At 68.4% G+C, this 19,319-nt stretch carries 19 protein-coding genes and 3 tRNA genes; 10 read left to right on the forward strand and 12 right to left on the reverse strand.

What is annotated here, in order from left to right; genetic code table 11:
- Positions 1 to 83, reverse strand: a tRNA-Leu gene (locus tag D8Y23_RS13280).
- Between the two features lie 147 nt (positions 84 to 230).
- On the opposite strand from D8Y23_RS13280, the gene D8Y23_RS13285 reads away from it, so the two are divergent.
- From D8Y23_RS13285 to pknB, 7 genes are read left to right on the forward strand one after another with little or no spacing between them, the layout of a single operon-like run.
- The gene (locus tag D8Y23_RS13285) at positions 231 to 968 is read left to right on the forward strand and encodes an FhaA domain-containing protein (RefSeq protein WP_128218579.1); all 738 of its coding nucleotides are present in this window, start codon (positions 231 to 233) and stop codon (positions 966 to 968) included.
- Positions 965 to 1,507 carry an FHA domain-containing protein FhaB/FipA gene (locus D8Y23_RS13290; RefSeq protein WP_128218580.1) on the forward strand — a complete coding sequence of 181 codons (543 nt, stop codon included), beginning with the start codon at positions 965 to 967 and terminating at the stop codon, positions 1,505 to 1,507. Before D8Y23_RS13285 ends, D8Y23_RS13290 begins: the two co-directional genes overlap by 4 nt.
- Before the next feature lie 9 nt (positions 1,508 to 1,516).
- Entirely contained in the window at positions 1,517 to 2,755 is a 1,239-nt protein-coding gene (locus tag D8Y23_RS13295) for a PP2C family protein-serine/threonine phosphatase (protein ID WP_128218581.1), read from the forward strand.
- Positions 2,752 to 4,152, forward strand: coding sequence for an FtsW/RodA/SpoVE family cell cycle protein (locus D8Y23_RS13300; protein ID WP_128218582.1), 1,401 nt, complete (start codon positions 2,752 to 2,754; stop codon positions 4,150 to 4,152). The genes D8Y23_RS13295 and D8Y23_RS13300 overlap by 4 nt, the downstream gene beginning before the upstream one ends.
- Positions 4,153 to 4,198: 46 nt before the next feature.
- Positions 4,199 to 5,650: a peptidoglycan D,D-transpeptidase FtsI family protein gene (locus D8Y23_RS13305; protein WP_128218583.1), complete on the forward strand. Its 1,452-nt coding sequence runs from the start codon at positions 4,199 to 4,201 to the stop codon at positions 5,648 to 5,650.
- Positions 5,650 to 7,398 (forward strand): serine/threonine-protein kinase, encoded by a 1,749-nt coding sequence (locus tag D8Y23_RS13310; protein WP_128218584.1) that lies wholly within the window; start codon positions 5,650 to 5,652, stop codon positions 7,396 to 7,398. Before D8Y23_RS13305 ends, D8Y23_RS13310 begins: the two co-directional genes overlap by 1 nt.
- A gap of 40 nt (positions 7,399 to 7,438) precedes the next feature.
- A complete protein-coding gene (gene pknB / locus D8Y23_RS13315) occupies positions 7,439 to 9,139 on the forward strand; it encodes a Stk1 family PASTA domain-containing Ser/Thr kinase (RefSeq protein WP_128218585.1) in 1,701 nt (566 codons plus the stop codon).
- Here the strand turns inward: pknB and D8Y23_RS13320 are convergent.
- The 3 genes from D8Y23_RS13320 to D8Y23_RS13325 are packed head-to-tail and all read right to left on the reverse strand — an operon-like array spanning position 9,121 to position 10,678.
- Positions 9,121 to 9,762, reverse strand: a complete 642-nt coding sequence (locus D8Y23_RS13320) for an anthranilate synthase component II (protein WP_128218586.1) — start codon at positions 9,760 to 9,762, stop codon at positions 9,121 to 9,123. The two genes, pknB and D8Y23_RS13320, sit on opposite strands and share 19 nt — an antisense overlap.
- Positions 9,759 to 9,914, reverse strand: coding sequence for a DUF4175 domain-containing protein (locus D8Y23_RS16850; protein ID WP_164878239.1), 156 nt, complete (start codon positions 9,912 to 9,914; stop codon positions 9,759 to 9,761). Before D8Y23_RS16850 ends, D8Y23_RS13320 begins: the two co-directional genes overlap by 4 nt.
- A complete protein-coding gene (locus D8Y23_RS13325; protein ID WP_128218587.1) occupies positions 9,914 to 10,678 on the reverse strand; it encodes a class E sortase in 765 nt (254 codons plus the stop codon). Before D8Y23_RS13325 ends, D8Y23_RS16850 begins: the two co-directional genes overlap by 1 nt.
- 54 nt (positions 10,679 to 10,732) lie before the next feature.
- On the opposite strand from D8Y23_RS13325, the gene D8Y23_RS13330 reads away from it, so the two are divergent.
- Entirely contained in the window at positions 10,733 to 10,972 is a 240-nt protein-coding gene (locus D8Y23_RS13330) for a cell division protein CrgA (RefSeq protein WP_128218588.1), read from the forward strand.
- A 62-nt stretch (positions 10,973 to 11,034) separates the two neighbouring features.
- Here D8Y23_RS13330 and D8Y23_RS13335 read toward each other — a convergent pair whose 3' ends face one another.
- Entirely contained in the window at positions 11,035 to 11,964 is a 930-nt protein-coding gene (locus D8Y23_RS13335; RefSeq protein WP_164878240.1) for a rhomboid family intramembrane serine protease, read from the reverse strand.
- Between the two features lie 17 nt (positions 11,965 to 11,981).
- A complete protein-coding gene (locus D8Y23_RS13340; RefSeq protein ID WP_128218590.1) occupies positions 11,982 to 12,539 on the reverse strand; it encodes a peptidylprolyl isomerase in 558 nt (185 codons plus the stop codon).
- 100 nt (positions 12,540 to 12,639) lie between these two features.
- Between D8Y23_RS13340 and D8Y23_RS13345 the strand changes: the two genes are divergently transcribed.
- Both D8Y23_RS13345 and D8Y23_RS13350 read left to right on the forward strand, forming a co-directional pair.
- The gene (locus tag D8Y23_RS13345; RefSeq protein ID WP_128218591.1) at positions 12,640 to 13,212 is read left to right on the forward strand and encodes a DNA helicase; all 573 of its coding nucleotides are present in this window, start codon (positions 12,640 to 12,642) and stop codon (positions 13,210 to 13,212) included.
- The gene (locus D8Y23_RS13350) at positions 13,209 to 13,682 is read left to right on the forward strand and encodes an aminoacyl-tRNA deacylase (protein WP_128218592.1); all 474 of its coding nucleotides are present in this window, start codon (positions 13,209 to 13,211) and stop codon (positions 13,680 to 13,682) included. Before D8Y23_RS13345 ends, D8Y23_RS13350 begins: the two co-directional genes overlap by 4 nt.
- Here the strand turns inward: D8Y23_RS13350 and D8Y23_RS13355 are convergent.
- From D8Y23_RS13355 to D8Y23_RS13380, 6 genes are all read right to left on the reverse strand, one after another.
- Positions 13,663 to 14,109 (reverse strand): NUDIX hydrolase, encoded by a 447-nt coding sequence (locus D8Y23_RS13355; protein WP_128218593.1) that lies wholly within the window; start codon positions 14,107 to 14,109, stop codon positions 13,663 to 13,665. The two genes, D8Y23_RS13350 and D8Y23_RS13355, sit on opposite strands and share 20 nt — an antisense overlap.
- A 72-nt stretch (positions 14,110 to 14,181) precedes the next feature.
- A tRNA-Ala gene (locus D8Y23_RS13360) sits at positions 14,182 to 14,254 on the reverse strand.
- A 14-nt stretch (positions 14,255 to 14,268) separates the two neighbouring features.
- Positions 14,269 to 14,342, reverse strand: a tRNA-Ile gene (locus D8Y23_RS13365).
- Positions 14,343 to 14,410: 68 nt separating this feature from the next.
- Positions 14,411 to 14,815 (reverse strand): DUF3566 domain-containing protein, encoded by a 405-nt coding sequence (locus D8Y23_RS13370; protein ID WP_128218594.1) that lies wholly within the window; start codon positions 14,813 to 14,815, stop codon positions 14,411 to 14,413.
- Positions 14,812 to 17,439: a DNA gyrase subunit A gene (gene gyrA, locus D8Y23_RS13375; protein ID WP_128218595.1), complete on the reverse strand. Its 2,628-nt coding sequence runs from the start codon at positions 17,437 to 17,439 to the stop codon at positions 14,812 to 14,814. The genes D8Y23_RS13370 and gyrA overlap by 4 nt, the downstream gene beginning before the upstream one ends.
- 31 nt (positions 17,440 to 17,470) lie before the next feature.
- Positions 17,471 to 19,319 (reverse strand): DNA topoisomerase subunit B (locus D8Y23_RS13380; RefSeq protein WP_164878241.1); only part of this gene is annotated, 1,849 nt, incomplete at its 5' end.

Here is a 19,319-nt window from a genome sequence, read left to right on the forward strand (position 1 = left end):
GCGCGAGGGGGGACTTGAACCCCCACGCCCTTGCGGGCACTGGCACCTGAAGCCAGCGCGTCTACCTATTCCGCCACTCGCGCGTGTTTCGGCATCGACCGATGCACTCAACTTCCCGAGAATATCACGGCCCTCCGGCCCGCACGAACCGTGTCCGATGGCGCATCCATCACCTGTCCAGGCGTGCTGACTACGATGTGGCTACTGGTCTGCCTGCCTGAAGGAGTCTCGTGGGGCTACTCGACAGTTTCGAGAAGGGTCTTGAACGCGCCGTCAACGGTGCGTTCGCGAAGACCTTCCGCAGTGGCATCCAGCCGGTGGAGATCGCCTCCGCGCTGCGGAGCGAGCTCGACAAGAATGCCGTGGTGGTCACACGCGAGCGCATCCTGGCGCCGAACGCGTTCTCGGTGCGACTGTCGCCCGCCGACGACGAGAAGATGAGCGCGCTGGGGTCCACGCTCGTCACCGAACTCGACACCCTCGTGAAGAAGCACGCGCGCACGCAGGGGTATTCGTTCGCGGGGCCCGTGACGATCTCGATCGAGCGCGACACGACGCTGTCGACCGGAACGCTGCGTGTCGAGTCGCGCACCACCGAGGGTCAGGTGGCGTGGCGCGGCGTGGTCGACATCAACGGCACGCGCCATCCGCTGGTGAAGTCCCGGACGGTCATCGGGCGCGGCAGCGACGCCGACATCACGATCCCCGACGCCGGCACGAGTCGGAAGCACGTCGAGATCCTGTGGGACGGCGAGCGCGCGATGGTCCGCGACCTCGGCTCGACCAACGGCACGACGCTGAACGGTCGCAAGGTGTCCGAGGCGGCCCTGCCACCCGACTCGCGGATCTCGATCGGTCGTACCGATATCGTCTTCCGTGTGGTCGCCCAGGCGCAGACCGCACGGCGAGCGGCGCCCTCCGACGCGACGCAGCTGTTCGACGCTCGGGAGCGGGGGCCCCTGTCATGAGTCCGCTGACTCTCCTCCTTCTGCAGGGCGGGTTCCTCGTCCTGCTGTGGTTCTTCGTGTTCGGCGTCGTGTACTCGCTGCGCGCCGACCTCTTCGGCGTAAAAGTGCGCAAGCTCCCCGAGCCCTCGGCATCCCCTTCCGCACCGGCTGCTCCCGCGCCCGCGGCGTCGCCCAACGCGGTGACGACCCAGGTCAAGCGGCCCGCCCCTCCGGCCGCGGCACCGGCGGGTGGCCTCGCGACGACCGCATCGGTGTCGCGCATCGTGATCACGAGCGGGCCCAAGGCCGGACTCGAGCTCCCCCTCGGCACCGAGCCGCTGACGATCGGGCGCTCGAGCGAATCGGGCCTGGTCATCCGCGACGACTACACCTCGAGCCACCACGCGCGACTCGTGCTGTGGGGCGAGCAGTGGATGCTGCAGGACCTCGATTCCACCAACGGCACCTCGCACGACGGGGTGCGCGTGGCATCCCCGGTGCAGGTCAAGGTGGGCGCGCCGATCAAGGTGGGCGCGACGACCTTCGAGTTGCGGAAGTAACGCGACTCCATGGTCTTCCAGGGCTCGAGCGCGGCCATCTCCCACACGGGCAAGGTCCGCTCCAACAACCAGGACTCCGGCTACGCCGGGTCCAACCTCTTCGTGGTCGCCGACGGGATGGGCGGCCACGCGGGCGGTGATGTCGCCTCGGCCCTGGCGATCGCGCGTCTGACCGAACTCGACCAGCCCTTCCCGAGCACGACGGCGGCCGAGCACGCGCTGCGCGACGCCCTCGCCGACACCGCGACCGAACTCATCGACACGGTCGCCCGTCGGCCCGAGCTGGCGGGCATGGGCACGACGGTGAGCGCCGTGGTCATGGTCGACGACTACGCCGTCATCGGTCACATCGGCGACTCGCGCGTCTATCTCTACCGCGACGACACGCTCACGCAGATCACGACCGACCACACCTTCGTGCAGCGCCTCGTCGACTCCGGCCGCATCACGCCGGAGGAGGCGCGGTACCACCCCCGGCGTTCCGTGCTGATGCGGGTGCTCGGCGACATGGATCCCGACCCCGAGGTCGACACGTTCATCATGCCGACGCAGGACGGCGACCGGTGGTTGCTGTGCTCCGACGGGCTGTCCGGTGTCGTCGACGACGCCCACACGACGAAGGCTCTCGCGCTCGGGATGCCGCCCGCCCGCACCGCGGACGCGCTGCTGAAGCAGGCGCTCGACGGCGGCGCACCCGACAACGTGACGGTCGTCATCGTCGACGTGGGCGGGCAGCACCCGGTGTTCATCGGCACGCCGACGATCGTCGGCTCGGCCTCCAACCCGAGCGGGGTCGTGGTGCCCCCGGTCCGCCCCGCGCGGTCTCCGTGGCTGCACTCGGCGCGACAGGCCGCGAACGAGCCCACGCACTTCGAGCCGGCCGCGGAGTTCCTCGAGGAACTGATCGAAGAGGACCGTCGGCGCGCACGCCGGCGCCGCCTCGGCTGGCTCGCCGCGCTCATCCTCGTGCTCGCCGCGATCGGAGCCGGTCTGTTCGCGGGCTACACCTGGACGCAGACGCGCTACTACGTCGGAGCCGACGACGACTCGGTCGTCATCTACCGCGGCATCCAGCAGTCCATCGGCCCGCTGACGCTGTCGTCCGTGTACGAAGACACCGACATCGTCCTCGCCGACCTGTCCGACTTCGACCGTCAGGCCGTGGAGACCACCATCACGGCCCGATCGCTGTCGGACGCCGAACTCATCGTGGATCGTCTGCGTCCGCAACCGGAGGCCACCGGATGACCGACCAGAAAGTCACCCGCCCGGACGAGGTGTCCGCCGACACCGCCGTCATGCGCGCGCTGAAGAAGATCCGCGTCCCCGCAACCCAGCGCAATCGCGAACTCGGGCTCCTGCTGTTCGCGATCGCGGTCTACGGTTCGGCGATCGTGCTCGTGCAGCTCGGCGTCAACGGCGTGGTGGAGTCCGGCTACCTCATGCTCGCCGGCATCCCGGCCCTGCTCGCCCTGGTCGTGCACGTCGTGCTGCGCCTGCGCGCGCGCGACGCCGATCCGTTCGTGCTCCCGATCGCGACGGTGCTCACCGGTCTCGGCATCGCGATGATCTATCGGATCGACCTCGCGGTGGGTCTGAAGGGGTGGGATGCCACGGCCATCCGCCAGATCGCCTGGGCGTCGATCGCCCTGGTCGCGGCCCTGCTCGTGGTGATCTTCGTGCGCAACTACCGCGTGCTCTTCCGGTACACCTACCTCTCGGGCCTGGTCGGCATCCTCCTGCTCCTGCTGCCGTTCGTTCCGGGGCTGGGAACCGAGCAGAACGCCGACGTCTGGGTGTCGCTCGGGTTCGTGTCGTTCCAGCCGGGCGAACTGGCGAAGATCGCCCTCGCGATCTTCTTCGCCGGCTACCTGGTGCGCACACGTGAAAGCCTCACGTCGACCGGCACGCGCTTCCTGTTCATGACGTGGCCGCGCGCACGCGAGCTCGGGCCGCTGCTGATCATCTGGCTCGTGTCGCTCGGCATCATCGTGCTCCAGCGCGACCTGGGTACGGGTCTGCTCATCTTCGGCATGTTCGTCGCGATGCTCTACGTCGCGACCGGCAAGACCAGCTGGGTGCTGATCGGTGTCGTGCTCGCCGCGACGGGGGCGTTCCTGGCATCCCGTGTCCTGCCCTACGTCCGGGGCCGCTTCGAGAACTGGCTCGACGCCTTCAACCCCGCGGTCGTCGACGCGGACGGCGGCAGCTACCAGCTGACCCAGGGCATCTTCGGCCTCGCCCACGGTGGACTCTTCGGCACGGGCCTCGGTCAGGGCCGTCCGTACATCACCCCGCTGTCGCAGAGCGATTACATCGTTCCGAGCCTCGGCGAAGAGCTGGGCCTCGTCGGACTCTTCGCCATCCTCGCCCTCTACATGGTCTTCACGAGCCGCGGCATCCGCGTGGGTCTCGCCGGTCAGGACGATTTCGGCAAGCTCCTCGCCACCGGCTTCTCGTTCACGATCGCGCTGCAGGTGTTCATCATGGTCGGCGGTGTCACGCGCGTCATCCCTCTGACGGGCCTGACGACGCCGTTCCTCGCGGCGGGCGGGTCGTCTCTCGTGGCGAACTGGATCATCGTCGCGTTCCTCCTGCGCATCTCGGATGCCGTGCGCAGCCGGCCCCGGGTGGTGATCGGCTGATGAGCACCCCCGTGACCGTCCGCACCCGCACTTCGGAGGAGGCGCCGTGACCAAAGAACTCCGACGCCTCAGCGTCGTCATGCTCGCGATGTTCCTCGCGCTGTTCGTCTCGGCGAGCGTCATCCAGGTGGGCCAGGCGGCCAACCTCGGGAACACCCCCGGCAACCGCCGCGCGCTCTACGACTCGTACGAGATCCAGCGCGGATCGATCATCGCCAGCGGCACACCGATCGCGTCATCCGTCCCGTCCGACGACGTCTACAGCTGGCAGCGTCAGTACGTGGATGCCGACATGTGGGCGCCCATCACCGGCTACATGAACCCGGTCCTCGACGCGAAGACCCGCATCGAGTCGTCGTCGAACGCCGAACTGAGCGGCTCGGAGGAGAACCAGTTCTTCTCGCGCATCGAGCGCGCCCTGACGGGCCAGGCGCCGCGCGGATCGAACGTCGAGGTGTCGGTGGATGCCACGGTGCAGCGCGCCGCGTGGGACGCCCTGGGCGACCAGCAGGGCGCCGTCGTCGCGATCGAGCCCTCGACGGGCCGGATCCTCGCCATGGTGTCGAAGCCGGGCTTCGACACCAACACCCTCGCCGTGCACGACCTCGACGCCGTCAACGCCGCGTACGACCAGCTCGTCGAGGATCCTGCGCAGCCCCTGGTCAACCGAGCGATCGAGGGCGACCTCAACCCGCCCGGCTCGACGTTCAAGCTGGTCGTGGCCTCGGCCGCCCTGGCATCCGGGCGGTACACCCCCGACTCGGCGTTCCCCAACGTGGCGACGTACACGCTCCCGCAGTCCACGAGCATCGTCCGCAACGCCGGCGGCGGGGCGTGCGGAGACGGCGACACCGTGACCATCGCGACGGCGCTGCGGCTCAGTTGCAACATCCCGTTCGCCGAGCTCGCGGTCGAGCTGGGCGACGACGCGATCCGCGCCGAGGCCGAGAAGTACGGCTTCAACTCGTCGTTCTCGATGGGCGTCACGTCGGCCGCGTCGACCTATCCGTCGAACCTCGACGACGCGCAGACGGCGCTGAGCGGGTTCGGCCAGGGGTCGGTGCGCGCAACGCCGCTGCAGATGGCCATGGTGTCGGCGGGGATCGCGAACGGTGGCATGGTGATGAACCCGCGCATGGTCGACCGGGTGATCGGGACGGACCTGTCGGTCCGCAACGAGGGCACCAACAGTGAGTTCGGTCGTGCGCTCGAGTCGAACGTCGCGGCCCAGATGGTCACGATGATGACGGCGAACGTCCAGGACGGCGCGGCGTCGAATGCAAGAATAGACGGGGTCCAGGTGGCGGGTAAGACCGGCACCGCAGAGAACGACGCTCGTCCCTACACTCTCTGGTTCACCGGTTTCGCCCCGGCGGACGACCCGAAGGTCGCCGTCGCTGTTGTGGTGGAGAACGGCGGGGGCCAGGGACAGAACGGGAGCGGCAACGAGATCGCCGCCCCGATAGCGAAGAAGGTCATGGAGGCGGTGCTGGGCTGATGAGACCGACGCAAGGAGTGACCTTCGGAGGACGCTACGAGCTGGATTCGCGGATCGCGATCGGCGGGATGGGCGAAGTCTGGGAAGCGACCGACCACGTCATCGGACGTACCGTCGCGATCAAGATCCTCAAAGACGAGTACATGGGCGATCCCGGGTTCCTCGAGCGCTTCCGCGCTGAGGCCCGCCACGCCGCACTCGTCAACCACGAGGGCATCGCGAGTGTGTTCGACTACGGCGAGGAGGACGGCAGCGCCTTCCTCGTGATGGAGCTGGTGCCCGGTGAGGCACTGTCGACGATCCTCGAGCGCGAGGGGTCCCTGTCGACCGACAAGACCCTCGACATCGTGGCCCAGACGGCCGCGGCCCTGCAGGCCGCGCACGCCGCCGGTCTCGTGCACCGCGACATCAAGCCCGGGAACCTCTTGATCACGCCCGACGGGCGCGTGAAGATCACCGACTTCGGCATCGCCCGCATCGCCGACCAGGTGCCGCTCACCGCGACCGGCCAGGTCATGGGAACCGTGCAGTACCTCTCGCCCGAGCAGGCCTCCGGCCACCCCGCCTCCCCGGCGACCGACATCTACTCGCTCGGCATCGTCGCGTACGAGAGCCTGGCGGGCAAGCGCCCGTTCACGGGCGAGTCGCAGGTCGCGATCGCCATGGCGCAGATCAACGAGCAGCCCGCTCCGCTGCCGCCGACGGTCGCGGTCCCGGTGCAGAACCTCGTCATGGCGATGATCGCGAAGAAGCCCGACGACCGTCCGGCCTCTGCCGCCGCGGTGTCTCGTGCTGCGACGGCGCTTCGCCGCGGCGACCTCGCCGCTGCCGCCGGTGCCGTGCCGGCGATCGCCGCGGGTGTCGCGGTCGCCGACGAGGCCACGCAGCTCCTCACGGCGGGACAGACCTCCGCCGCCACGCGTCTGCTTCCGGCCCCCGCCGCGACGTCGCTGCTCACCGAGGAGCACACCGAAGAGGACGCGCAGCCGCAGAAGAAGAAGCGGAGCCCGTGGACGTGGCCTCTCGTGGCGCTCATCGCGCTGCTGGTGCTCGTGCTCGGTGGAACGTTGTTCGCCGTGTTGAGCAACCAGAACACGCCGGATCCCGCGCCGTCCAGCCCCTCCGCGACACCCTCGGCCCCGTCGCCCACCCCGTCGACGCCCTCCGCGACACCGACGCCCTCGTCGGCGCTCATCGACGTAAACGCGCTGGGGCTCCCGGGCCGGACGTGCGACGACGCGAGCCAGATCCTCAGCGACGCCGACCTCGGCGCCAACTGCGAGACCGGCAACGCCGCGACCACCCCCGAGCAGGTCGGCACGGTCGACACCGTCACGCCCACCGGTCGTGTCCCCGCCGGAACGATCATCACGCTGCGCGTGTTCGGCGAGCAGACGCAGCTGCCGACCCCCGCGACCCCGACCATCCAGCCGAGCGAAGCGACGGCGGGCGGCACGGTCGAGGTGACCTGGCAGCCGTACACCTGCCCCTCCGGCACGGGCAACGTCGCGTCGTACAACTTCACCGCGACGCAGGGCACCTTCCAGAACGGGCAGTCGAACTCGTCGTTCGCGCCCGACGCGCGCACGGCCCGGCTCCAGGTCAGCAATTCGCCCGGCGAGACCCTGCAGGTCACCTACACGGTGAACTGCTCGGGCACCGACCGCACGGTCGAGTCCGGCGCGGCCACGGCATCCATTTCGTCGGCGGCGCCGAGCCCCTCGGCGAGCCCCGCCGCCAGCCGCTGACCCGCGGCCCCCGATCCCCCACCACTCCAGGAGTTCCCCCGTGACCACTGAGACGCGCGTCCTCTCCGGGCGTTACCGCGTCGACGACCTCATCGGTCGCGGCGGTATGGCCAGCGTCTACCGCGGCTACGATCAGACCCTCGGGCGGACGGTGGCCATCAAGATCCTGAAGGCCGATCTCGCCGGCGATGCCGCGTTCCGTACGCGATTCCGACTCGAGGCGCAGGCCGCCTCCCGCATGGCGCACCCGACCATCGTCCGTGTGTTCGACGCGGGCGAAGATGTCGAGGCGGGTGCCGACGGCAACGACGTGCCCGTGCCGTACATCGTCATGGAGCTCGTCCACGGACGACTCCTGAAGGACGTCATCGCCGCCGGCCCCGTCCCCCTCGACGATGCACTGCGCTACGTCGACGGCATCCTCGAGGCTCTCGAATACTCGCACCGCGCGGGAGTCGTGCACCGCGACATCAAGCCCGGCAACGTCATGATCACCGAGTCCGGACGCATCAAGGTGATGGACTTCGGCATCGCCCGTGCCGTCTCGGATTCGTCGTCGACCGTCGCCGAGACGACCGCGATCGTCGGCACGGCCGCGTACTTCTCCCCGGAGCAGGCCAAGGGCGAGTCCGTCGACGCACGCGCCGACCTCTACTCCACCGGTGTGGTGCTGTACGAGCTGCTCACGGGACGCCCTCCGTTCCGCGGGGACACGCCGGTGGCTGTGGCCTACCAGCACGTGAGCGAGGCGCCGGTGGCGCCGAGCGAGCTCAACGAGTCCGTGCCGCGCGCGCTCGACGCGGTGGTCCTCCGCGCCCTGGCGAAGGATCCCTTCCAGCGGCCGCAGGACGCCGCCGGCTTCCGAGAAGACCTGGATGCCACGGTCGAAGGCAAGGAGCCGACGAAGCGCCAGCTGTCGGCGCTGTCGAACGAACTCTACGGACCGAACCCGCGGCAGGCCGCGGAGACGGCTCGATCGCTCCGCCAGCTCAGCACCGACACCACCATGCGCCGCACGCAGCCCGGTCCGCCCGTGGCGTGGATCTGGGCGGGCGTGGCCGTGCTGGCCGTGCTGCTCATCTCGGTGCTGCTGTGGGTCATCCAGATCCAGCCGTCGAGCGACGTCCCCTCCACGGGGCGCGCGATCCCCAACGTCGTCGACATGCCCTACGACCAGGCGGTCGAGGAGCTCGAGAACGAAGACCTCGTCGCCAAGCGCGTCGACATCCCCGACGCGGCGACCGCCGAGGGCAGCGTCGTGCGGACGACACCCGGGGCCGACACGTCCGTCGCCGCGGGGCAGGAGGTGACCGTCTACGTCTCGACCGGTGCGGACACCGCGACGGTGCCCACGCTCGAGGGGATCACGGAATCCGAGGCGCGCTCCGCCCTCGAATCCACGGGGCTCTCCCTCGGTCTGGTGCAACGCAGACCCGACCCGGCACTCGCCGGTGGCGTGGTGATGTCGGCGAGCGTGGCATCCGGAACCGAGGTCGCCAAGGGCACGACGGTGAACCTGGTCGTGGCCAGCGGAACCGTGGTGATCGTGAACTACGAGGGCTACCCCGTCGACGTGGCGCAGCGGGAGCTGGAGTCCGACGACAAGCAATTGGTCGTCACCACGCAGGAGGACCCCGCGTGTCCCGCCACGACACCGTCGTTGGTGAAGACGCAGTCGCTCGCGCCGGGTGAGGTCCCCATCCACAGCGAGATCACGCTCAGCTACTGCAGCGGGTCCTGACGCCGTCGGGGGTGGAGGCCGCGGCCGACCGCCGCGGCTCCGCGCAGACCGGCATCCTCCAGCCACCTGCCCAGCAGCGCGTGCCCGCCGTCGGTGAGGACGCTCTCCGGGTGGAACTGCACGCCGGTCAGCGGTGCCGTGCGGTGCGCGAGACCCATGATCACGCCCGAGTCACTGCGTGCCGTCACGCGGAGCTCGTCCGGTACCGACGCAGGATCCACCGCCAACGAGTGGTAACGCGTGGCCTGGAAACCGTCCGGGAGACCCGCGAAGACACCGCGACCGTCGTGGCGGATGCGGCTCGTGATGCCGTGGAGCAATTCGGGTGCGGTCGTCACGCGAGCGCCGAACGCCACGGCGAGGGCTTGATGGCCGAGGCACACGCCCAGCAGCGGGATGCCGACGGAGTGCGCCGTGCGGACGACCTCCACGGACGTACCGGCGTCCGCGGGATGCCCAGGCCCGGGTGAGATGACGACGGCGTCCGCCCCGGCGAGGGCGGCCGCGGGGTCGAGGCCCTCGGCGGAGTGCATCGCGACCTCGGCACCCAGGTCGGCGATGTACCCGGCGAGCGTGTGCACGAAGCTGTCGCGGTTGTCCACGACGACCACGCGGAAACTCACTCGACCGTGACCTCCTGTGGATAGAGGATGTCGCTCACCCAGGGGAAGACGTAGAAGAACAACCCGTACAGCACAGCGGCGGCCAGCACGAGGACGATCAGGAGTCGGACCCACCAGGGTCCGGGCAGCACGCGCCAGAGCGCTCCGTACATCAGGCGACTCCGGTGCTCAGCGACGCGGGCGGGCCGTCGGCGCGGGGGGTGTAGGACTCGAAGACGCCGTAGGCGATCGCGCGCTCCGTCGAGCCGAACCGCGGACTGCACGTCGTCATGGTGATCAGCTTGTCTGTGGCCTGCACCTCGGGCTGCTGCGGGACGGGCAGGAGCACCTGCACACCGTCGGGCCGCACGTACTCGAGATTGCGGAACCGATACGTGTACCAGCCGTTGGGCGTCTCGATCACGACCGCGTCCCCGATGCGCAGCGTCGGCAGGTCGGCGAAGGGGGCACCGTGGCTGCCGCGATGGCCGGCGACGGCGAAGTTGCCCTCCTGCCCCGGCATCGCCGTGTCGGGGTAGTGGCCGATCCCGATGGGGTCGAGAGTGACGGATGTGCTGACGCCACCCGCGAGCTTGAACTGGTAATCGGGCCCCAGCCGAGGGATGCGGAGAACACCGAAGACTTCGCCGTTCCCCGGCTGCGCCAGCGCGGGCGGTTCCGCCGGTCCGGGTGCGACGGAGGTGTCGGGGGTGACGGGCGCCGCGGCCCATTCCTCGGTCAGCTCTCCCGCCTCGCTCTTGAACTGGGCCCCGATGATGGCGTCGCCGATCCACAGCTGCCAGCCCACGAACAGGAGCACGACGACACCGGCCGTGAGGAGCAGGTCGCCCAGGAGGCCCACCACGCTGATGCCTCGCCGGCGCGGCGAGCGCCGACGCGACGCGCGGCGCGTGCGGGGCGGGTCGACGGTGGACACCAGGCGAGTCTAGTTCCGTGGGCTGAGGGCGACCGGGCCGTTAGACTGACCCGCATGGCACGTACTGGCAACGGCGAAGACCCGATCGCTGAGCGCAACGAGAACGGTTCCCCGCCCAACCCGGTGTGGTTCCTGCCGATCATGGTCGGCCTCATGCTCGTCGGCTTGGTGTGGGTGCTCGTCTTCTACCTCAGCAACTCGCAGTTCCCCGTGCCCGGCATCGGACCGTGGAATCTCGTGATCGGTTTCGGGATCGCCTTCATCGGCTTCCTGATGACCACTCGCTGGCGTTGACCTTCGCCCGACTTACACTCGTGTAATTCATCCCCACCTGTGGATGAACCTGTGGATAACTCTCAGTAGTAGACCACTGCCGGGATCGCCAGGAGCGCGACGAGCGCGACGGTGAGCGCGACGAGCAGCCCGATCTGCACCGGTCGCTGCCGTAGAAGGCGCGAACGGGCGTAGATCAAGCCGACCACGGCGCCGACGACGAGTCCACCGAGGTGCGCCTGCCACGAGACTCCGACGTTGGCGAGCGCGCCGAAGAAGTCGCCGGTGCCCAGCGACGAGATGAACGCGACGACGAACGGCCAGATGAAGTTGATGCCGATGAGGATCGCGATGACGCGGATGTCGGCACCGATATGCCGACCGATCACGAGGAGCGCGCCGAAGAGGGCGAAGATCGCTCCCGACGCGCCGACCACGATCGTCGTCGGCGCCAGCAGGGCGACGGCGACCGAACCCCCCAGAGCACCCAGCAGGTAGAGGACGACGAAGCGCCCACGGCCGAGCAAGGGCTCGAGGTTGCGACCGAGGAACCACAGCGCCAGCATGTTCAGGCCGATGTGGAAGAAGCCCGAGTGCACGAGCGCGGCGGTGAACAGCCTCCACGGCTCGATCGGCCCGAACTGCGGAACCAGGTAGGGCGGATAGAACGCCAGCGCGTTCCCGACGATGCCGCCGACGCCCGGGATGAGTCCGATCACGTAGAAGAGACCGGTGATCGCGATGATCGTCAGGGTCGCGACCGGGCGACCGCTGGCGACGACCGTCGCGGGAGCTGAACGCGCCCAGCGGCGCTGGGCCTTCTTCTGCGCGGGGGTCTCGGTGGCGCGCTGCTGCGCCATGCACTCGGGGCAGATGACCCCGACGGGGGCGGGAGTCCGACAGTCCGAGCACACCGTGCGCAGACACCGCTGACAGAGCACGAAGCTCTGCCGGTCGGGATGCCGGTAACAGAAGTTGTCGCTGTTGCGACGGAACTCGTCGGTCGTGGACACCCGCCGCCGCCCGTGGGTCAGACGGTGACGACGTCGACCGATTCGAGCACGACGGGCTCGACGGGACGATCGCCGGCGGCGGTGGGCACCTTGCTGATCGCGTCGACGACCTTCTTCGACGCGTCGTCGGCGACCTCACCGAAGATGGTGTGCTTGCCGTGCAGCCACGGCGTCGGGTCGGTCGTGATGAAGAACTGCGAGCCGTTGGTGCCCTCGGGCTGACCGGTGATGGCGTTGCGGCGAAGGCCGGCGTTGGCCATGGCGAGCTTGTAGGGAGCCGAGAAGTCGAGCTCGGGGTGGATCTCGTCGTTGAAGGTGTAGCCGGGACCGCCGACGCCCTGACCGAGCGGGTCGCCGCCCTGGATCATGAAACCGGGGATGATGCGGTGGAACACGACGTTGGCGTACAGGGGACCCTCGCCCGGGGCGCCGGTGCCGGGGTTGGTCCATTCCTGCGTGCCATCGGCGAGGCCGACGAAGTTCCGAACGGTCCGGGGCGCGTGGTCGCCGAACAGGTTGACGACGATGTCGCCGTGGTTGGTGTGGAGGGTCGCAACGGCGGTGTGGGAAGCCATGGGTACATTCTCTCAGAGTTATCTGCAAGGGTTCGCGGACCGGGACCCCCGTTCTGGCAAGATGAAACGCGTACATCCCATCGACAGGGAGGATGAAGCCGTGGGCCTCAGCCGCAAGAGCAAGAAGGAACTGCGTAAGCTCCAGAAGCACGCCGCGAAGGTGTGGGAGTCTCAGCAGGTTCTGCTGGGCGAGAGCGGAAAGGTGGCCCGCGAAGCCGGTCGCCAGCTCGGTCGCTTCAGCCGTGAAGACCTCGTTCCCGCCGTGCACGACGGGTACGACAAGTACGCCGCACCGTACGTCCAGAAGAGCACGACCTATGCCAACCGCCTTCTGAGCGGCAAGGTCATCCCGGCCGCGGGCGCCGTCGTGGGCGGAGCGATGTCGGTGTGGGATGCCGCGGGCGACACCCGCGACCGCCTGGCCAAGGGCCGCGGTTTCGAGCTCGACACCCACAAGTACGCCAAGCGTGCCGAGAAGTACGGCAAGAAGGCAAGCAAGAGGCTCGCCGCCAAGCTCCCGAAGCAGAACGACGGCATCGGTGCCGGTGGCGTCATCGCCATCCTCCTCGGCGTCGCCGCCGCCGTGGGCGTCGCGTACGCCGCCTGGCAGACCCTGCGCGCCGACGACGAGCTGTGGGTGGCCGACGACCCGCTCCGCGCTCCCGACGCGTGAGCGATCCCACCAGCAGAGTCAGAGAGGCCGCGCTCACGCGCGGCCTCTCTGTCGATGTGCGCGAGCGACCCGCCGCCCGCTCCCTCGAGGAGGCGGCCGAACTCCTCGGCATCCATCCCGATGACATCGTCAAGACGCTCGTCGTCAAACGCTCGGACGACACGTTCCTGTTCGCGCTCGTCCCGGGCGACAAAGTCATCTCGTGGCCGAAGCTGCGCGCGATCGTGGGCGTCAACAAGCTCCGCCTCCCCGAACCCGAGCTCGCCCTCGCCGCGACCGGGTACGAGCGCGGCACGATCGTGCCCATCGGCAGCACGACGGACTGGCCGGTCTACGCCGACGAGAGCATCGTCGGCCGCCGGATCGCGATGGGTGCCGGAGCCCACGGCTACAGCCTCTTCGTCGACGCCGACGACCTGATCCGCGCCTACGGCGCGACGGTCGCCGACATCACGGCTCCGCGCGACTAGACGGCGACAGGCGAGCCATCCGGAAGGCGACGTCCACGAGCTGCACGCGGCGGAGCCGGCGCGTTGCGGCAAGCGAGAACCACGCGGCCCGATCCGTCGATCCGTCGACCTCGTAGCGCAGTCGTCCGCCGACGACGTGGGCGCGATAGACGATGCGCAGGGCATGGAGGGGTTCCCGGGCGTCGTCCGCCAAACGGGCCTGTGTCGGAATGACCCGGGAATGGATGCCGAGCAGCTCGTCGACCACGACCCGGAACCCGGTCTCTTCGCGGACCTCGCGGCGCACCGCGCGCTCGGGGTCCTCGCCGTCCTCGAGTCCGCCACCCGGGAGGGTCCAGGCCGCGCGTCGGCCCTCGACCCAGTGGGCGAGCAGCACGCGATCGTCGGCGTCGGTGATGACGGCGTACGCGGCGACTCGGATGTCCATTGCGATCACCCTAGCCGCGCCACGACGCGAAGGAGCGGCCGGACGACGAAGGTCGGGCCTTCGAGGAAGTTGTGGAGCCTAGGAGATTCGAACTCCTGACATCCTGCTTGCAAAGCAGGCGCTCTACCAGCTGAGCTAAGGCCCCGGGGAGGGAACGGGTGGGGCTACCAGGACTTGAACCTGGGACCTCTTCATTATCAGTGAAGCGCTCTAACCGCCTGAGCTATAGCCCCGTCTTGCCGACGTAACGTCGTCAACCTCGAAGACTTTACCTGAATCCCGAGGTTTTTCCGAATCGGTGTCAGTTCGACGTGAAGCCCACGAGCAGTCCGCCCGTGACCTTGACCGCGAGGTTGTAGATGCCGGCGATGACCGCGCCCATGACCGTCACGACGACGAGATTGAGGATCGCCACGATGGCGGCGAACGCCATGACCTGGGGCAGGCCCACGTACTGCGAGAGCGTGGCGCTGCCGTCGGTGAAGCTCGCGAAGAACTCGTCGGCCTGGCCGATGAGATTCGTGGCACTCAGCACGAGGTACATCAGGAAGTACGACACCACCGTGACGATGGCGATCGCGACGGCGGCCAGGAAGGACAGCTTCACGGCCGACCAGAAGTCGATGTAGACCAGGCGCAGACGCACCTGCTTGGCCTGGGTCTTGTGCGTCGACTTCTTGGCGAGTTTGTCGGCTACCGTGCTCATGCGTCAGTACTTTCCTCGGGGGTCTCGGAGGAGGAATCGGTCTCGACCGCATCGGGCGCAGCCGGATCGGTGATCGTCTCCGTCGTCTCGGTGAGGTTTCGCTCGCTGTTCCGGGCGATCGCGATGATGCGATCATCGCCTCCGGCACGGGCGAACACGACACCCATCGTGTCGCGACCCTTGGCAGGCACCTCGGCCACGGAGGAGCGTACCACCTTGCCGCTGGCAAGAACCACAAGGACCTCGTCGCCCTCGGAGACCATCATGCCGCCCGCGAGAACCCCGCGATCGTCGGTCAGGCGAGCCACCTTGATCCCTAGACCACCACGGTTCTGCATGCGATATTCGGTGACCGACGTGCGCTTGGCATAGCCGCCCTCGGTGACGATGAAGACGAACTCGTCGTCCTTGGCGACGGATGCCGAGAGCAGGCTGTCGCCCGCACGGAAGTCCATGCCCTTCACGCCCGACGTCGACCGGCCCATCGGCCGCAGCGCACTGTCGGTGGCGGAGAAGCGCAGCGACATGCCCAGCCGGCTGATGAGAAGGATGTCGTCGCCCTCATCGACGAGCAGGGCGCTCACGAGCTCGTCGGGGGTGCCCTGCTCGGCGTCGTCCGCGTCATCCGACGCCTGACCGCGCAGCTTGATGGCGATCACGCCGCCCTGACGGTTGGTGTCGTACTCGTCCAGACGGGTCTTCTTGACCAAGCCGTTGCGGGTCGCGAGCACCAGGTACGTCGCGACGGTGTAGTCGCGGATGTCGAGGATCTGCGCGATCTCCTCGTCGGGCTGCAGGGCGAGGAGGTTCGCGACATGCTGGCCCTTGGCATCCCGACCCGCCTCCGGAACCTCGTAGGCCTTCGAGCGGTACACGCGACCCTTGTTCGTGAAGAACAACAGCCAGTGGTGGGTCGTGGTGACGAAGAAGTGCTCGACCACGTCGTCGGCGCGCAGCTGCGCGCCCTTCACGCCCTTGCCGCCGCGGTGCTGCGAGCGGTAGTTGTCGCTGCGCGTGCGCTTGATGTAGCCGTCGCGGGTGACCGTGACGACCATCTCTTCCTCGGCGATGAGGTCTTCCACCGACACGTCGCCGTCGAACCCGTGCAGGATTTCGGTGCGGCGGTCGTCGCCGAAACGGTCGACGATCGCGGTGAGCTCGTCGCGGATGATCGTGCGCTGACGCGCCGGGGTGGCGAGGATGTCGTTGTAATCGGCGATGCGGGCTTCGAGCTCGGTCGCCTCGTCGACGATCTTCTGGCGCTCGAGGGCGGCCAGACGACGCAGCTGCATGTCGAGGATCGCCTGCGCCTGGATGTCGTCGATGTCGAGGAGCTTCTGCAGTCCCTCGTTGGCATCCTGGGCCGTCGGAGACCGGCGGATGAGCGCGATGACCTCGTCCAGCGCGTCGAGCGCCTTCAGGTAGCCGCGCAGGATGTGCATGCGCTCCTCCGCCTTGCGGAGGCGGTAGCGCGTGCGACGGACGATGACCTCGACCTGGTGGTCGATCCACAGGCTGATGAACCCGTCGAGCGACAGGGTGCGGGGCACGCCATCGACGATGGCGAGCATGTTCGCGCCGAAGTTCTCCTGCAGCTGCGTGTGCTTGTAGAGGTTGTTCAGCACGACCTTGGCGACCGCGTCGCGCTTCAGCACGATCACGAGACGCTGGCCGGTGCGCCCCGACGTCTCGTCGCGGATGTCGGCGATGCCGGTGATCTTGCCCTCGCGCGCGAGGTCGCCGATCTTCACCGCGACGTTGTCGGGGTTGACCTGGTACGGCAGCTCCGTGATGACCAGGCACGTGCGGCCCTGGATCTCCTCGATGTTGACCACCGCGCGCATGGTGATGGAACCGCGGCCGGTGCGGTACGCCTCTTTGATTCCGCGCGTGCCGAGGATCTGGGCGTGGGTCGGGAAATCGGGCCCGGGGATGCGCTCCATGAGCGCCTCGAGCAGCTCCTCGCGGGTGGCGTCAGGGTTCTCCAGCGCCCACAGGGCGCCGGCCGAGACCTCGCGCAGGTTGTGCGGCGGGATGTTCGTCGCCATACCGACGGCGATACCGACGGAACCGTTGACGAGCAGGTTCGGGAAGCGCGCCGGCAGAACCGTCGGCTCCTGGGTCTGGCCGTCGTAGTTGTCCTCGAAGTCGACGGTCTCTTCCTCGATGTCGCGCACCATCTCGAGCGCGAGGGGAGCCATCTTCGTCTCGGTGTACCGCGGGGCGGCCGCCCCCTGGTTGCCCGGCGAACCGAAGTTGCCCTGGCCGAGTGCGAGCGGGTAGCGCAGCGACCACGGCTGGACGAGACGCACGAGAGCGTCGTAGATCGGAGCATCGCCGTGCGGGTGGTAGTGCCCCATGACCTCGCCGACGACGCGCGCGCACTTCGAGAACGACTTGTCGGGGCGGAAGCCGCCGTCGTACATGCCGTAGATCACGCGACGGTGGACGGGCTTGAGACCGTCGCGCACGTCGGGCAGAGCACGCCCGACGATGACGCTCATCGCGTAGTCGAGGTAGCTCCGCTGCATCTCGAGCTGCAGGTCGACCTGGTCGATCTTGCCGTGGTTGTGCGCGGCGTCCTCACGCGCGTCGGCGGGCTCGGGAGTGGTGTCGTCAGCCATGGATTCTCAGTTTCGTATCGAGTCGACCGGATCAGATGTCGAGGAAGCGGACGTCTTTGGCGTTGCGCTGGATGAAGCTGCGGCGCGACTCGACGTCCTCACCCATCAGCACCGAGAAGATCTCGTCCGCCGAGGCGGCATCGTCGATCGTGACCTGCTTGAGGGTGCGCGTCTCGGGATCCATGGTGGTCTCCCAGAGCTCGTGATCGTTCATCTCACCCAGACCCTTGTAGCGCTGGATGCCGTTGTCCTTGGGGATGCGGCGGCCCGAGGCCTGGCCGTCCACGAGCATCGCGTCGCGCTCGCGGTCGCTGTACGCGTACTCGTGAGGGTGGTTCGACCACTTGAGGCGGTACAGCGGCGGCTGCGCGAGGTAGACGAAGCCGGCCTCGATGAGACCGCGCATGTAGCGGAACAGCAGCGTGAGCAGCAGCGTCGTGATGTGCTGGCCGTCGACGTCGGCATCCGCCATCAGGACGATCTTGTGGTACCGCGCCTTGGCCATGTCGAAGTCCTCGCCGATGCCCGTGCCGAAGGCCTGGATCATCGCCTGGACTTCCTTGTTGCCCAGCGCGCGGTCGAGGCGCGCACGCTCGACGTTCAGGATCTTGCCGCGCAGGGCCAGGATCGCCTGGGTGTGCGGGTCGCGGCCCTGCACCGCCGAGCCGCCGGCCGAGTCGCCCTCGACGAGGAAGATCTCGCTGATCGAGGGGTCTTTCGAGGTGCAGTCCTTGAGCTTGTCGGGCATGGCCGCCGACTCGAACACGCTCTTGCGGCGTGCGGTCTCGCGGGCCTTCCGGGCGGCGAGACGCGCGGTCGCGGCGTCGATGGCCTTGCGGATGATGTTCTTGGCCTGCGTCGGGTTGCGGTCGAACCAGTCGCCGAGCTTGTCGCCGACGACCTTCTGCACGTAGGCGCGCGCTTCGGTGTTGCCGAGCTTGGTCTTGGTCTGTCCTTCGAACTGCGGCTCGGACAGCTTCACCGAGATGACGGCCGTGAGTCCCTCGCGGATGTCCTCGCCCGTGAGGTTGTCGTCCTTCTCCTTCAGCAGGTTGTTCGCACGCGCGTAGCGATTGACCAGCGTGGTCAACGCGGCGCGGAAGCCCTCTTCGTGCGTGCCGCCCTCGTGCGTGTTGATGGTGTTGGCGAAGGTGAACACGTTCTCCGTATAGGCCGTGGTCCACTGCATGGCGAGTTCGAGGGCGATGTTGCGGTCGGTGTCCTCGGACTCGACCTCGATGATCTCGTCATTGACGACGTCGGCCTTGCGGACGCGGTTCAGGTGCTCGACGTAGTCGACGAGACCGCGCTCGTACAGGAAGGAGTCGTGACGCGCCTGCGTCACCTCCTCGCCGGGCTCGCCCTCGGTCACGATCGCCTGCGGGCGCTCGTCGCGGAGGCTGATGCGAAGCCCCTTGTTGAGGAACGCCATCTGCTGGAAGCGGGTGCGGAGCGTGTCGTAGTCGAAGTCGACGGTGTCGAAGATCGTGGCATCCGGCCAGAAGGTGATAGCGGTGCCGGTCGCGTCGCTCTCTTCGCCCTTCTCGAGGGGGGCGAGAGGAACGCCGCCGTTGCGGAAGGACTGACGCCAGACATGACCCTGACGCTTGACCTCGACCTCGAGGCGCGTGGAGAGCGCGTTCACGACGGACGACCCGACGCCGTGGAGACCACCCGAGACGGCGTACCCGCCGCCGCCGAACTTGCCACCGGCGTGCAGAACGGTCAGGACGACCTCGACGGTCGACTTGCCCTCGGTGCGGTGCATGTCGACCGGGATGCCACGACCGTTGTCGATCACGCGAACGGCGCCGTCGGAGAGGATCGTGACGTCGATCGTGTCGCAGTAGCCGGCGAGGGCCTCGTCGACGGAGTTGTCG

This window comes from Microbacterium enclense (genome assembly GCF_004022425.1).
GTDB classification, from domain to species: Bacteria; Actinomycetota; Actinomycetes; order Actinomycetales; family Microbacteriaceae; genus Microbacterium; species Microbacterium enclense_A.